This is a genomic window from Azospirillum brasilense (genome assembly GCF_003349955.1).
GTDB classification, from domain to species: Bacteria; Pseudomonadota; Alphaproteobacteria; order Azospirillales; family Azospirillaceae; genus Azospirillum; species Azospirillum brasilense_B.
Genome location: NZ_QLKQ01000009.1, coordinates 53,518 through 66,347, shown reverse-complemented (window position 1 = coordinate 66,347; position 12,830 = coordinate 53,518). Strand labels below are relative to the sequence as shown.

General features: G+C 72.9%; 8 protein-coding genes. All 8 read left to right on the top strand.

Annotation, left to right across the window (positions count from 1 at the left end):
• Window positions 1-168 precede the first annotated feature (168 nt).
• Window positions 169-1,518 (top strand): TolC family protein, encoded by a 1,350-nt coding sequence (locus DXK32_RS06285; protein ID WP_247877004.1) that lies wholly within the window; start codon window positions 169-171, stop codon window positions 1,516-1,518.
• The gene (locus DXK32_RS06280) at window positions 1,515-3,197 is read left to right on the top strand and encodes an ATP-binding cassette domain-containing protein (protein WP_114857728.1); all 1,683 of its coding nucleotides are present in this window, start codon (window positions 1,515-1,517) and stop codon (window positions 3,195-3,197) included. The genes DXK32_RS06285 and DXK32_RS06280 overlap by 4 nt, the downstream gene beginning before the upstream one ends.
• Window positions 3,194-4,558: an HlyD family type I secretion periplasmic adaptor subunit gene (locus DXK32_RS06275; RefSeq protein ID WP_114857727.1), complete on the top strand. Its 1,365-nt coding sequence runs from the start codon at window positions 3,194-3,196 to the stop codon at window positions 4,556-4,558. The genes DXK32_RS06280 and DXK32_RS06275 overlap by 4 nt, the downstream gene beginning before the upstream one ends.
• A 199-nt stretch (window positions 4,559-4,757) precedes the next feature.
• Window positions 4,758-7,844: an ABC transporter substrate-binding protein gene (locus tag DXK32_RS06270; protein WP_114857726.1), complete on the top strand. Its 3,087-nt coding sequence runs from the start codon at window positions 4,758-4,760 to the stop codon at window positions 7,842-7,844.
• Between the two features lie 14 nt (window positions 7,845-7,858).
• The gene (locus DXK32_RS06265) at window positions 7,859-8,236 is read left to right on the top strand and encodes a hypothetical protein (RefSeq protein ID WP_114857725.1); all 378 of its coding nucleotides are present in this window, start codon (window positions 7,859-7,861) and stop codon (window positions 8,234-8,236) included.
• A gap of 1 nt (window position 8,237) precedes the next feature.
• Window positions 8,238-8,702, top strand: a complete 465-nt coding sequence (locus DXK32_RS06260) for a hypothetical protein (RefSeq protein ID WP_114857724.1) — start codon at window positions 8,238-8,240, stop codon at window positions 8,700-8,702.
• Window positions 8,699-9,424 carry a hypothetical protein gene (locus tag DXK32_RS06255; RefSeq protein WP_114857723.1) on the top strand — a complete coding sequence of 242 codons (726 nt, stop codon included), beginning with the start codon at window positions 8,699-8,701 and terminating at the stop codon, window positions 9,422-9,424. Before DXK32_RS06260 ends, DXK32_RS06255 begins: the two co-directional genes overlap by 4 nt.
• Window positions 9,412-12,687, top strand: coding sequence for a type VI secretion system protein (locus tag DXK32_RS06250; protein ID WP_247877003.1), 3,276 nt, complete (start codon window positions 9,412-9,414; stop codon window positions 12,685-12,687). The genes DXK32_RS06255 and DXK32_RS06250 overlap by 13 nt, the downstream gene beginning before the upstream one ends.
• Window positions 12,688-12,830 lie beyond the last annotated feature (143 nt).

Genomic DNA, 12,830 nt, shown 5'->3' with positions numbered 1-12,830 from the left:
GTATTTGGATACTGTTTTGTCCTAAATGAGTATGAGAGTTCTCGACTAAGATCATCATCGCTGTAAGCCGAACGGCTTAGACATGCGGCGATCTCCAGGACCCTCATGCACAAGTTTTGTCTTATCGCCACGGTTGCGCTCCCGCTCCTGACCGGCGCGCCACAACCTTTGATTGCGTCGCCGCGCGACGATGTGGTGGCGCTGATCGGCAAGGCGACGGAGAGCCACGACCGCCTGCGCGGGGCGGAGGCTGCCGCCGACGGGGCGCGCAACGCCCTGCGGGTCAGCCATGGCGGCTGGTTCCCGACGCTGAGCCTGTCGGCCAACGGCGGGCGCGAGAGCACCACCAAGCCGGCCGGCCTGCCCAACACCGACATGAACGCCTCGCAGTTCTCGGCGCGGGCGACGCAGCTGATCTGGGACTTCGACGCGACCAACGCCGACATCCGGCGCGCCCAGGTGACGCTGGTCCGCGCCGACATCGCGGTGGAGCGCACCCGGCAGGAGCTGCTGGTGGAGGGCCTCACCGCCTACGCCGGCCTCGTCCGCGCCCATCAGCTGCTCGCCTTCGCCCGCCAGTCCGAGGACAACATCCGCCGCCAGACCGGGCTGGAGGAGGTGCGGCTTCAGGAGGGCTTCGGCTTCTCCACCGACGTTCTCCAGGCCAAGAGCCAGCTCGCCGGCGCCCAGGCCCGCCGCGTCGCGGCGGAGGAGGCGACGCAGAACGCGCAAAGCCGCTTCCAGGCCTTCTTCGGCCATGTCCCCTTCCAGGTCAGCAATGCCCAGGTCCTGGCGATGACCCGCGCCGGCCTGCCCGTCTCGCTGGACGCGGCGGTGGAGGAGGCGCGCCGCCACAACCCGCGTCTCCAGGAATTGGCCCTGACCACCGCGGCGGCTCAGGAGGCGGTGACCGCGGTGCGCGGCCGCACCCTCTACCCGCGGATCGACGGCTTCGTGGAGCGCAACGTCAAGCGCGACGTCGCCGGCCAGTCCGGGCGGCAGAACGAGCTGCTGTTCAAGCTCCAGGTCACCTTCTCGCTGAACACCGGCCTGACCGCGCTCAACAGCATCCGTCTGGCCGAGGCCGACCTGCGGGCCGCCGACGCCACCTGGGCCGACCAGGAGCGCACGGTGCTTGAGACCGTCCGCAACAGCTGGAACCGGCTGGAAAGCGCCCGCGCCCAGGTGCAGCTTCTCAACGACCAGGCGAGCCTCGCCGCCGGCTTCCTCGACGTGGCGCGGTCGGAGCGCGAGCTGGGCACCCGGTCTCTGATCGACATCCTGTCGGGCGAGACGACGCTGATCAACGCGCGCAGCGACGCCGCGGCGGCGGAAACGGAGCTGGTGCTGGCCGGCTACCGCCTGCTCGCTGCCATGGGCCGGCTGAACGCCACCGACATCCAGACCAAGCCGATGCCGAAGCTGACCGCGCCGGGCCGCGGCGCCTTCCGCGACCAGGGCGGACGCGATCCGGCCCAACGTGATCCCGGCCGGCGCGGCACGGGAGAGCAGCGATGAACGGCGGCGCCATCGGGCTTCTGGTGCTGCGGCTGCGCGCCAACCTGCGGCTGACCGCCCGCGTCTTCGCGGCGTCGCTGGCGGCGAACCTGCTCGGGCTGGCCTCGTCCTTCTACACGATGCTGGTGCTGAACCGGTACGTGACGCACGGCGTCGACTCCACGCTGGCGGCGTTGACCGTCGGCGTCGTCCTGTCCATCGCCTTCGAGCACCTGTTCCGTCACGTCCGGCTGGGCATCGCCGGGCGCATCGGGCGGGCCGAGCACGAGCGGCTGACCACCGGGGCCTTCGGCATCCTGATGACCGCGCGCAGCGGCGCCGGATCGGCGGAGGGCGACGCGGCCCGGCGCGAGGCGCTGCGGGCGCCGGAGCAGATCGATTCCGCGCTCGGCTCCGCCAACCTCGCGACGCTGTTCGACCTGCCCTTCGCGCTCGGCTTCATCCTCGTGGTGGCGCTGATCTCCTGGCCGCTGGCGGCGATCTGCCTCGTCTTCACGCTGCTGGCCATCGCCGCCGGGCTGCTGGCCCAGGCCGACATGCGGGCGGTCGGGCGCGACCTCGCCCAGGCCGGCGCCGACGCCCAGGGGCTGGTCACCACCGCCATCGTCGGACGCGACGCGGTCGCCCTGTTCGGCGGCGCCAAGCCGCTGCTCGGCGACTGGCAGCGCGCCGCCAAGGCCCTGCGCGTGGTCCGCGAGCGCATGTCGATGCGCCAGGGCCGCGCCCAGTCGGCGGCACAAAGCCTCCAGGCGCTCCAGGGCGTGGCGGTGATCGCCACCGGCGCCGTCCTGGTGGTGCGCGGCGAGCTGGACGTCGGGTCGCTGATCGGCATCAACCTGCTGGTCGGCCGCGCGCTGGCCCCCTTCACCCGGCTGGCCCAGATCGGCGAGTCCCTGGCGATGGCCCGGCAGGCGCAGGCGCGGCTGGAGCAGTTCGCCCGCACCGCGGTCGAGCCGACCGGCGGCACCAGCCTGCCCCGCTACGCCGGCACGCTGGAGCTGCGCGACCTGACCTTCACCCCGCCGGGCGGCGTCACGCCGCTGCTGCGCCGGCTCAGCCTGTCGGTGCCCGCCGGCAACATCCTGGTGCTGAAGGGGCGCAACGGCTCCGGCAAATCGACGCTGATCCGCCTGATCGCCGGTCTGGCCGACCCGCAGGAGGGCGCGGTGCTGGCCGACGGGGTGGACATCCGCAAATTCGCCCCCTCCTGGTGGCGCCAGCAGATCGGGCTGCTGCCGCAGGAGCCGGTGTTCCTCAACCGGACGATCCGCGAGAACCTGCTGCTCGCCAACCCGCGCCTGTCGGAGACGGAGCTTCACGCCGTCCTGCACCGCGCCGGGGCCGACCGCACGGTGGCCGACTGCGCCCAGGGGCTCGACACGCCGCTGCGCAACTTCGGCCACGAGCTGCCGACCGGCCACCGCCGCCGGCTGGCGCTGGCCCGCGCCCTGGCGGTCGGCGGGCGCCTGATCCTGCTCGACGAGCCGACCGACGGGCTGGACTCGGACGGCACCGCCACCGTCTACCGCACGCTGATCGAGCTGGCGCGGAGCGGCCACACGGTGATCATCGCCTCCCACGACCCGCGCATCCTCCAGGGCGCCTCGCTGGTGCTCGACCTCGATCAACCGAACAGCACGGTGGCCGCCCGCGAAGCGGCGGGGCTGGTGACGCCATGAAGCCGCTTCCCCTGCTCACCCGCAAACCCGCCGCCGGCCCCGCCCTGTCCGGCCCGACGGCCATTCCCACTCCCCTGCTGGGAACGGAACCCGCGGACACGGAAAGCCGCTTCGGCGATGGCCTGTTCGCGGTCAGCATCGCTGCCTTCCTCGCCGCGCTCGGCTGGGCGGCCATCGCCGAGCTGAACGTGTCCAGCAGCGCGCCCGGCGACGTGGTGCCGCTGTCCTACAACCAGTCGGTCCAGCATTTCGAGGGCGGCATCGTCCGCGACATCCTGGTGCAGGAAGGCGATTCGGTCACCGCCGGCCAGACGCTGGTCGAGCTGGACCAGACGAAGATCCGCGCCGACCTGGAGGAGCTGAAGCTGCGCCTCGGCTCGCTGTCCGCCGACACCGCGCGGCTGGAGGCGGAGGTCGGACGCCGCGAGGCCATAACCTTCCCCGAACGGCTGCTGCGCGAGCGGCCCGATCTGGTGGCGCAGACCCGCGACCTGTTCCGTGCCCGCCGCGACCGGCTGGCTTCCGACCTCGACATCCAGCGCCAGGACATCGCCCAGCGCGAGCAGCAGGTGGCCGCCGTGCGGGCGCGCATCGGCGGCTCCCAGGTGGCGCAGGGGCTGATCCGCGAGCAGCTCTCCATCAGCGAGACCCTGCTGAAGCGCGAGATCACCAACCGCATGAAGCACTTGGAGCTTCTGCGCGACGACGCCCGCGTCAGCAGCGCCATCGCCGAGGACCGCGCCACGCTGGCCCAGGCCGAGGCGGCGCTGGCCGAGGCGCGCAGCAAGCTGGTGTGGATCGGCCGCAAGTACGAGGAGGAGAGCCGCAACGCCCTCGACGAGGCCCGCCGCAACCACGACGAGCTGTCGCAACGCCTGACCCGCTATCAGGACAGCCTGGACCGCAGCAGCCTGCGGGCCCCCATGGACGGCATCGTCAAGACGCTGGCCGTCTCGACCAAGGGCGCGGTGGTCAAGGCCGGCGAGACGGTGGTGGAGCTGGTGCCGCGCGACGGCAAGCTGGTGGTGGACGCCCGCCTGCCGGTGCAGGACATCGGCTATGTCCGCCCCGACCAGCCGGTGGTGGTGACGCTGGCCGGCGGCGACGCCTCGCGCTTCGGCCACATCGAGGGGCGGGTGCGGACGATCAGTCCCGACACGCTGCTCGATGCCAACAAGCAATCCTACTACAAGGTCCGCGTCGAGCTGCCGGTGACCCGTTTCGATTACGGCGGCAAGACCTACGAGCTGTTCCCCGGCGTGCGCGTGACCTGCAGCATCCTGACCGGGCGGCGCACCATCCTCGACTATGTGTTCTCGCCGGTCCTCAACGGCCTCCAGCACGCGATGCAGGAGCAATGAGGATGCGCGCGCCGATCGCTGTTTCCCCTCTCCCCTCTGGGGAGAGGGTTAGGGTGAGGGGGTTGCGCGTGGCGCCGCGTTCGGCAAAAGCGCATCCCCCTCACCCACCCGCTTCGCGGGCACCCTCTCCCCAGAGGGGAGAGGGTTACATCCCCCTCGCCCTGCTCCACCCCGACACGGACCGCCCGAGGCCCACCCCATGCTGAGCTCGCTCCAGCCCCGCTCCCGGCCGCCGCTGCGCTGGTCGCACCTGACCAAGAAGGCGCGCTTCGCGCTGATCCTGGCGGCGGCGATGCTCGTCACGGTCCTGGTCTCCCTGGTCGTCCGCGCCGGCTTCCTCGGCGACAGCGCGCGCGAGCCGCTGACCGTCGCCGTCGTCGGGCCGCTCAGCGGGCCGGACGCGGCGCTGGGGCTGGCCCTGCGCAAGGGGGCGGCGCTGCGCGCCGACACCATCAACGCGGCGGGCGGCATCGCCGGACGCCCGGTGGTGGTCAAGCCCTTCGACGACGAAGGCGACAAGGGCAAGTCGCTGGAGATCGCCCGGCGCATCTCCAACGATCCCTCGGTCCTCGCGGTGATCGGCCACACGCCCGACGCCGCCGACAGCGCGACGGCGATCTACGCCCAGCGGCAGATCCCGCTGATCGCCCCGCGCCCGCTGGTCCGCCCGGCGGACGCCGCGCCCAGCCCCTGGCTGTTCAGCATCACGCTGGACCGCACGCACGAGACGCGCTTCCTCGCCAACTACGTGCGCAACGTGGTCGGCGAGCCGACCGTCGCCATCGTCCGCGAGGACAGCGAGCAGGCGGCATCGCAGGCCGGGCAGTTCGACGCGATCCTCCAGCGCTTCGGCACCAAGCTGGTCGGCCAGTGGACCTTCGCGCCGGGCCGCGGCGGTGCGTCCGCCCTGCCGGCGCTGGCCCAGGCGGTGAAGGAGAAGATGCCGACCGGCGCCGTCGTCGTCATCGGGTCGGCGGTGGACAGCGCGCGGGTGGTGGTGGCGCTGCGCGACGCCGGGGTGCGCAACCTGATCGCCGGCAGCTCGGAGATGGCCTCCTCGGCCTTCCGCACCGAGATCGTCGCCCAGGCCCAGGCCAACCCCAAGGCGCTGACCCCGGAAGCCTACGGCCACGGCCTGCTGGTGTCCTCGCCCGTGCTGTTCGACACGGCGAACGAGCGGGCGCAACGCTTCTACGGCCAGTATGTGAAGCGCTTCAACGCGGTGCCCGACTGGGCGGCGGCGCTGGGCGCCGATGGCGTGGACCTGATCGCCGGAGCCATCGCCAAAACGAACACCGCCACCGGCAAGCCGGACGGCGGGGCGCTGCGCCGCGCCATCGCCGACCACGACCGCGCCGAAACCGCCTTCCAGGGCACGGTCGGCACCTGGACCTTCGACAATCGCGGCCAGGCGACCCTGCCGGTGATGATGGCCTCCTACAACGGCCTGAACCCGGTGGCGGCGCTGACCCAGCTCCAGCCGATCCGCGAGGCCGGAGTCTCCAACTTCCTGGAGGAGGTCACCAAGGGCCGGGCGCTCTACGTCAACGACCGCTTCATGTACAAGACGGACGTCATCTACACCGGCGTCCAGCTTCACGAGATCCGGGACCTCAATCCGGACGCCAACGAGGCAACGCTGAACCTGACGATCTGGTTCCGCTACCGCGGCGCCTTCAACCCGGCGGACGTCGTCTTCACCAACGCGGTCAAGCCGGTCGAGCTGGGCAAGCCCTACCGCGAGGAGCGCGGCGAGGTCACCACCTACGTCGCCTACCGGATCGAGGGGCGCTTCGCCCTGAACGTCTTCGACCAGCGCCCGCCCTACGGCAGCCAGACGGTCGGCGTCAGCTTCCGCCACCGGACGCAGAACCGGAACACGGTGATGTTCGTCACCGACGTGCTCGGCATGGCCCTGGTCGACACCAACGACTTCGTGGAGAAGCTGAAGGCGATGGCCGCCGCGGAGACCGCGTCCGCCGCCGACCCCGGCCTCGCCGACCGCTTCCGCCGCGCGCTGGAGGGCGAGAGCGAAAGCTCCACCCTGCTCGACCAGCTCCGCGCCAAGCGGGTGCTGGCCCCGTCGCCCGGCTGGCGGCTGGCGCGCGCCTGGATCTCGCAGGACGTCGCCTCGGTCGGCAGCGAGGGCGATCCCAACTATGTCGGTTTCGGGCGGCCGCAGCCGGACTTCTCGCGCGTCGATTTCGGCGTGGTCGCGGCGCCGGACTCCCCGGCGGCGCGCGACTTCATCCACCGCGACTTCTTCGTCTACATCGCCATCTTCAGCGCCGTGCTGGCGGTCTTCGCCGCCGTCATGGACCGCCGCGACCGCGGCCAGTTCTGGAAGATCCAGACTCTGTTCATGCGCATCCTGTCCTGGCCGCTGCTGCTGATGTCCGTCGGCAACATCGTGCTGGACCAGGCGGTGGCGACGCTGCCAGCCAGCGGCATCGCCATGGTGGTGAACGGCGTCAACGTGCTGTGGTGGATCGTGCCGGCCATCCTGGTCGACCGCACGCTGGAACGCTTCGTCTGGACCCCGCTGGAAATCCGCACCCAGCGCAAGATCCCCGGCATCGTCCGCCGCTTCTCCACCCTGATCGTCTTCGGCTTCGCCGGCTGCGGCATCATCGCCTTCGTGCTGAAGCAGCCGATCACCAGCCTGCTCGCCGCCTCCGGCCTCGTCGGCATGGTCATCGGCCTCGCCATCCAGGCCAACATCGCCAACGTCTTCTCCGGCATCGTCCTGAACATCGAGCGGCCGTTCCAGATCGGCGACAGCATCCAGATCACCGATCTGGTGCGCGGCGTCGTGGTGGACATGACGTGGCGCACGGTGCGCATCCGCAACATCGCCGGCTTCATCGTCGCCATGCCCAACGCCAAGGTGTCGGAGGCGACCGTCATCAACTTCAGCGCGGTCGACCGGGTGTCGATGAAGCTGGAATACTACGCCGACGCCCGCCACGACCCCGGCCGGATGGGCGGCCTGCTGACCACCGCCCTGCAAAACGCCGACAAGGTGATGCCCAGCGCCACCGGCGCCCCGGCCTTCGTCCGCTACGACGGCATCCGCGGCGTCAACGGCCAATGGCTGTGCAAGTACAACCTGTTCTTCTGGGTCGAGGACTACGACGCCAGCTTCGTCGTGCCGGAGCTGGTCTGGCGCTCCGTCTACCGCACGCTGGCCGAGGCCGGCATCGAGCCGACCCCGCCCGACCTGATGGAGGCCGCCGGCCCCGCCGCGGTCGCCACCAACGCCCAGCGCCAGGCGATCCCGGTATGAGCAGGAACACCCACATGATGCGAACTTTGATCGCCGCAACGGCCCTGCTGCCGGTCCTGCTCGCCGGGACGGGTTGCGCGCCGCTCGGCGGCGACCGCCCCGGCGCGATCCTGGAGAAGGTGGCCGACGGCGACTACGACGTCGGCATCCGCTACCCCGCCAAGCGCGCCCGCTACGTGATGATCGTGGAAGAGGACGAGGACGGCTTCGTCGTGACCAACCGCCCCGCCGGTGCCCGCGAGGTGGACACCACCCCGGCTCCGGTGGTGGCGCAGCCGCAGCGCAACGACCGCGTCCTCGCCCCCTGCGCCGAGGCGACCGGCAACTGGTACCGCCATACCCCGGCGGGCTACGTCTGCGTCAGCCAGTCGGCGCCCGGCGGCGGGGGCTGACATGAAGCGCCTCGCGATCATCCTCTCCTTGACGCTCGCCGGCTGCGCCGCCGCTGCGCCCACACCCGGTGCGGGGCGCGCCGACGCCCCCGTCCTGCGCATCGTCGCCGAACCCGACGCCAACGGGCGCCGCCCGGTCGCGGTCGATGTGGTGCGGGTGGCCGACCCGGCGCTGGCCGGACGGCTGGCCGGGCTCGACGCCGCGGGCTGGTTCCGCGACCGCGAGGCGCTGAGCGCCGAGGCCGGCAACCGCATCGCCATCGCCTCCTGGGAGATGGTCCCGGGCCAGAGCGTGCTCCTGCACAGCCTGCCCCCTTTCGCCACCCCCCCGACCCAAACCCTCGTCTACGCGCGGTACGGCGCGCCCGGCGTCCACCGGCACACGCTGGACGGCGCCGGCGCCCTGGACGTGCAGCTGGGACGGGACAGCTTCACCGTGGCCCCGCTGACGGAGGGAACGCCGTGACCGCCCAACCCGCCCTGGCGCAAGCCAACCCGGCGAAGGCGCCCCCCGTGGGGGCCAAGCCCGCCGGCACGCTGGCCCTGTTCCGCGCCTTCCAGGAGGATCTGCTCGCCGGCTGCGCCGACGCGCAGGCCCCGGCGGGGACGGTGGCCGACCGGCTGACCGCCACGCTCCATGGCATGAGCGGCGCCGCCGTCTCCCAGGGGCCGGGCGCGCACGGCACCGTGGTCAAGGCGGTCTTCGCCATGGCCATGCTGGCCGACCGCGCGCTGGCCCAGACGCGGCCCGCCGACGCCGTGGTCTCCAGCCGCCTGTTCGGCGCGAACGCCACCCTGCAAACCCTGTTCGTCCAGGCCGACGACCTGATCCGCCAGGGCGCCAAGGCCGACCGTGGGCTGGCCGCCGTCTATCTCGCCGCGCTGGCGCTGGGCTTTCCCGACGACGCCCAGGCGACCGCCCGCCGCCCCGCCCTGCACCGCATCGTCGTCGGCGAGCGCGCCGCGGCCAGCCACCCCAGCCCGCGCGCCTGCGAGCCGACGGACGGCGCCGTGCCCGGCTACCTTGCGCCGTCCGCGCGGCGCTGGTGGTGGGCGGTCGGTGGAACCGCCGTGCTGTTCCTCGTAATCTCGCACCTGCTGTGGGCCGGCGCCGTCGGCGGCATCCAACGCGATCTGAGCGGCGCCCGCGCCGCGGTCGAGGACATGGGGCTGTCATGGTCCTACTGATGCTCACGCTGGAGCTGGTGCTCTCCACCATCGGCTCCGCCATCGTCACTCTGCTGTCCTTCGCCGTCACGTTGGCGCCCTACGCGCTGCTGGCGCTGCCGCTCTACATCTTCTACCGCCTCGGCCGGATGGTCTGGCCGAAGCTGCGCGGCTGGCGGCGCAAGCCCGCCGCCAAGGCTGCCGGGCGGAAGGCTCCCGTGCGCCGGGCCGCCCCGCCGGCACCGCTGCGCGTCCGCGCCGAGGCGCCACCGCCGACGAAGGCCGCCGCCAACACGCCCCCCAACGCCCGCATCTACGGCGAGGGGCTGGACATCCTGACGCGGCAGATGCGCGGTCCCCTGCGCCGCGGCGACATCCCGTGGTTCCTCGCCTTCGGCGTTGGCGGCCCGGCCCTGCTCGCCACCGACCCCACCCATGTCCGCTGGCCCGAGGACGGCAACGGCGAGAACGGCTGCTGGTGGTTCTGCGAAGGGGCGGCGATCCTGCACGCCGGCGCCGATTCCGCCGACGGCTCCCGGCTGGGGGCGTCCTGGCCGGCGCTGGTCGCGGCGATGCGCAAGCGGCCGATGCGCCGCCCGCTGGACGGCGTCCTGCTGATGGTCGGCGCCGACGAGCTGCGCGCCGCCGCCGAACGCCCCGCCAAGCACCATGGCCCGCGCGACGCGCTGGCCAAGCGGGGCGCCGCCCTGAGGGAGCGCCTGCGGAGCCTGCGCGACGAGCTCGGCGTGGTCGGCCCGGTGCATGTGGTCGTGGTCCGCGCCGAGGCTCTGGACGGCTTCACCGACCTCTGCGCCGCCATGCCGTCGGCCCTGCTGGACGGCGTGCTGGGCTGGACCAACCCCCAGGACTGGGCCAAGCCCTTCGAGCCGCGCCGCATCGACGAGGCGTTCGAGGCCATCGCCGCCGACATCGCCGTTCTGGAGGCCGACGCCTTCGCCGCCGGCACCGCCGGGGTGCGCCTGCCGCTGCTGCCGGCGTCCCTGGACACGCTGCGCCATCCGCTGGCGCTGTTCCTCGACGGTGTTCTGGGCGGCGACGATCAGGCGGAGCCCTTCCCGCTGCGCGGCATCGCCCTGACCGGCGCCTACGCCCCGGCCACCGGCGGGCGCCGCCCGGTCTTCGCGCGCAACCTGCTGCCGGGCCGGGCCTTCGCCGAGGCCGGCTACGGGCGGCCGTCCGACGCCGCCTACCAGCAGGCCCACAAGCGCCGCCGGATGGCCCAGGCCGCGCTCGCCGCCTCGGTCGCCGGCCTGTCGGTCGCCGCGTGGCAGGGCGTGTCCAGCGTGTCCGCCGGCAGCCCGCCGGTCGCCGCCGCCACCGCCGACCTGCGCCGGGCGCTGCTGGCCCGCGACGCCGTCACCGACGGCCCCCTGGCCGGTCGGGTGATCGCCGCCACGGCGGTGATGGAGCGCAGTTCCCTCGCCACGCCGCTGCTGCCGACCTCGCTGGTCAGCGCCTTCGACGAGGACAAGAAGCGGCTCGCCTCCGTCACGCTGCGCCGCGCGGTGCTGCGGCCGATCCGCGACGCCCTGCTGCCCAGCGCCACCATGGCCGACCTGCCGCCGGTCGCCAACCCGCAACGGGTGGAGGACCTTCCGGCCTTCCGCCGGCTCGCCGAGCAGCTCGACCGCATCGGCGGGCGGCGCGACGCGCTGGAGCGCTACGACCGCTTCCGCCGCAACAGCGGTTTCGATGAGCTGAACGCGCTGGCCGAAAGCGTCTACGGCGCCGTCCCCCGGTCGCCGATGACGGCGACGGACGGCTACATCACGCGCATCGCCGCCGGCGCCGACCTGCCCAACCTCGACGCCCGGACCATCGCCGCGGCGGTGCGCGCGGAATCGGTGCAGCTCGCCGCCCCGCTGGCCGAGGAGCTGTACGGCCGCAACCCGCTCCGCCAGCGCGCCGAGGCCCTGGCCGAGCGGCTGCGCGGCCTGCCGGAGACGCCGACCGCCGAGGATGTCGAGGACGTCCGCCGCCTGACCGGCGCCGTCGCCGAGGCGGTTTCCTGGCCCATCGCCGGCGCCCTGCAGGAGCCCGCCCGCGGTCTGCCCGACGCGATCCGGGTGGCGCTCCAGAAGGCCGCCATCGCCGATCTGCCGGGGCGCGACACCACCGACCGCATCACCGAGGCCCTGTCCACCGCCGCGACCGGCGCCCGCGCCGCCGTCCTGGCGCTGGACGCGCCGCGGACCGGCGCCCTGTTCGCGGTGGGTGACGGCGGAGCGCTGGTTCTCAACCCGGCGGTGACCGCGCTGCCGGACGCCCTGGCCGCCGCCCTGCCCGAACCGGCCCCCGACGCTCCCCCCGCCGAAGCCGCCAAGCCGGCCGAGCCGAAGCGCGAGCAAACCAAGACCGCCGAGGCCAAGCCGGCCGAAACCAAGCCGATTGCGCCTGAAGCGGAGCCGGCCAAGCCGGTCGCGGCAGCCCTTCCGCCTCCCCCGCGCCCGGCGCCGGAACCCGCGCCGCCCGCCGTCGTGGAGGCGCCGCCCGTCGTCGCGCATCTGCCACTCCCGCCCAGGATGCCGGTGGAAACGCCGGTTCCGGACGGCGACGTCGCCCTGTCGAAGCTGTCCACCGCCTTCGCGCAGACCCTCGCCGGGCGCTTCCCCTTCGTCGGCGCCGAACAGGCGCGCGGCGCGCCGGACGCCGACCCGCAGGACGTCCGGCGCTTCTACCGGCAGCTCGACGAGCATCGGGCGGCGGTGATGCGGACCGCGACCCCCGAGGTCGCCGCCTTCCTGGAACGGATGGAGGCCGCCCGCCCGGTGTTGGAGGCCATCGCCCGCCCGTCACCGGTCAGCGTCCGCCTCGCCTACGGCGCCAACCGCGCGCAGGAGGTCGGGGCGGAGCACATCATCGACTGGTCGGTGCGCTCCGGCGCCGGCGCGGTGGGGGCGGCGACCAACGGCGGGACGCTCGCCTGGACACCGGGCCAGCCGGTGCTGCTGAGCGCCCGCTGGGCCGCCGGGTCGCCCTTCCGCCCGAAGGGTGCGTCGGCGGGCGGAACCGCCGCGGCGGCCGGCGACACCATCACCCTGGCGGAGCGCGGGCCGTGGGCGCTGCTGCGCCTGCTGAAGAGCCACGCTCCGTCCTCGTCGCGGGACGGGCTGCTCCTGCGCGTCGCCCTGCCCACGCAGACCATCGAGGGGCAGCCGGTGCGCGACACCGTCCTGGTCCTGGCGGCGGTGGTCAGCGCCGGGGCGCGCACCGAGCTTCCGGCGCGCGCCCTCGACCTGCCGAATCGCTTCCCGCAAAGGTAGCAAGCGTCAGCACACAAAGAAAAGCTCATGAAGAACTTTGTTACAATTCGTGGAAAGATGACGCAGCTCCCGACAAAAACACCGACAGTGGTCATAGGCATTTAATGCGTTGTTAAGCACTGAAAATGTATCAAGTCGTTGGG

Coding starts and splice junctions, on each gene's coding strand:
- DXK32_RS06280 (WP_114857728.1), top strand. CDS start 1,515: ATGAACGGCGGCGCCATCGGGCTTCTGGTGCTGCGGCTGCGCGCCAAC.
- DXK32_RS06275 (WP_114857727.1), top strand. CDS start 3,194: ATGAAGCCGCTTCCCCTGCTCACCCGCAAACCCGCCGCCGGCCCCGCC.
- DXK32_RS06270 (WP_114857726.1), top strand. CDS start 4,758: ATGCTGAGCTCGCTCCAGCCCCGCTCCCGGCCGCCGCTGCGCTGGTCG.
- DXK32_RS06265 (WP_114857725.1), top strand. CDS start 7,859: ATGATGCGAACTTTGATCGCCGCAACGGCCCTGCTGCCGGTCCTGCTC.
- DXK32_RS06260 (WP_114857724.1), top strand. CDS start 8,238: ATGAAGCGCCTCGCGATCATCCTCTCCTTGACGCTCGCCGGCTGCGCC.
- DXK32_RS06250 (WP_247877003.1), top strand. CDS start 9,412: ATGGTCCTACTGATGCTCACGCTGGAGCTGGTGCTCTCCACCATCGGC.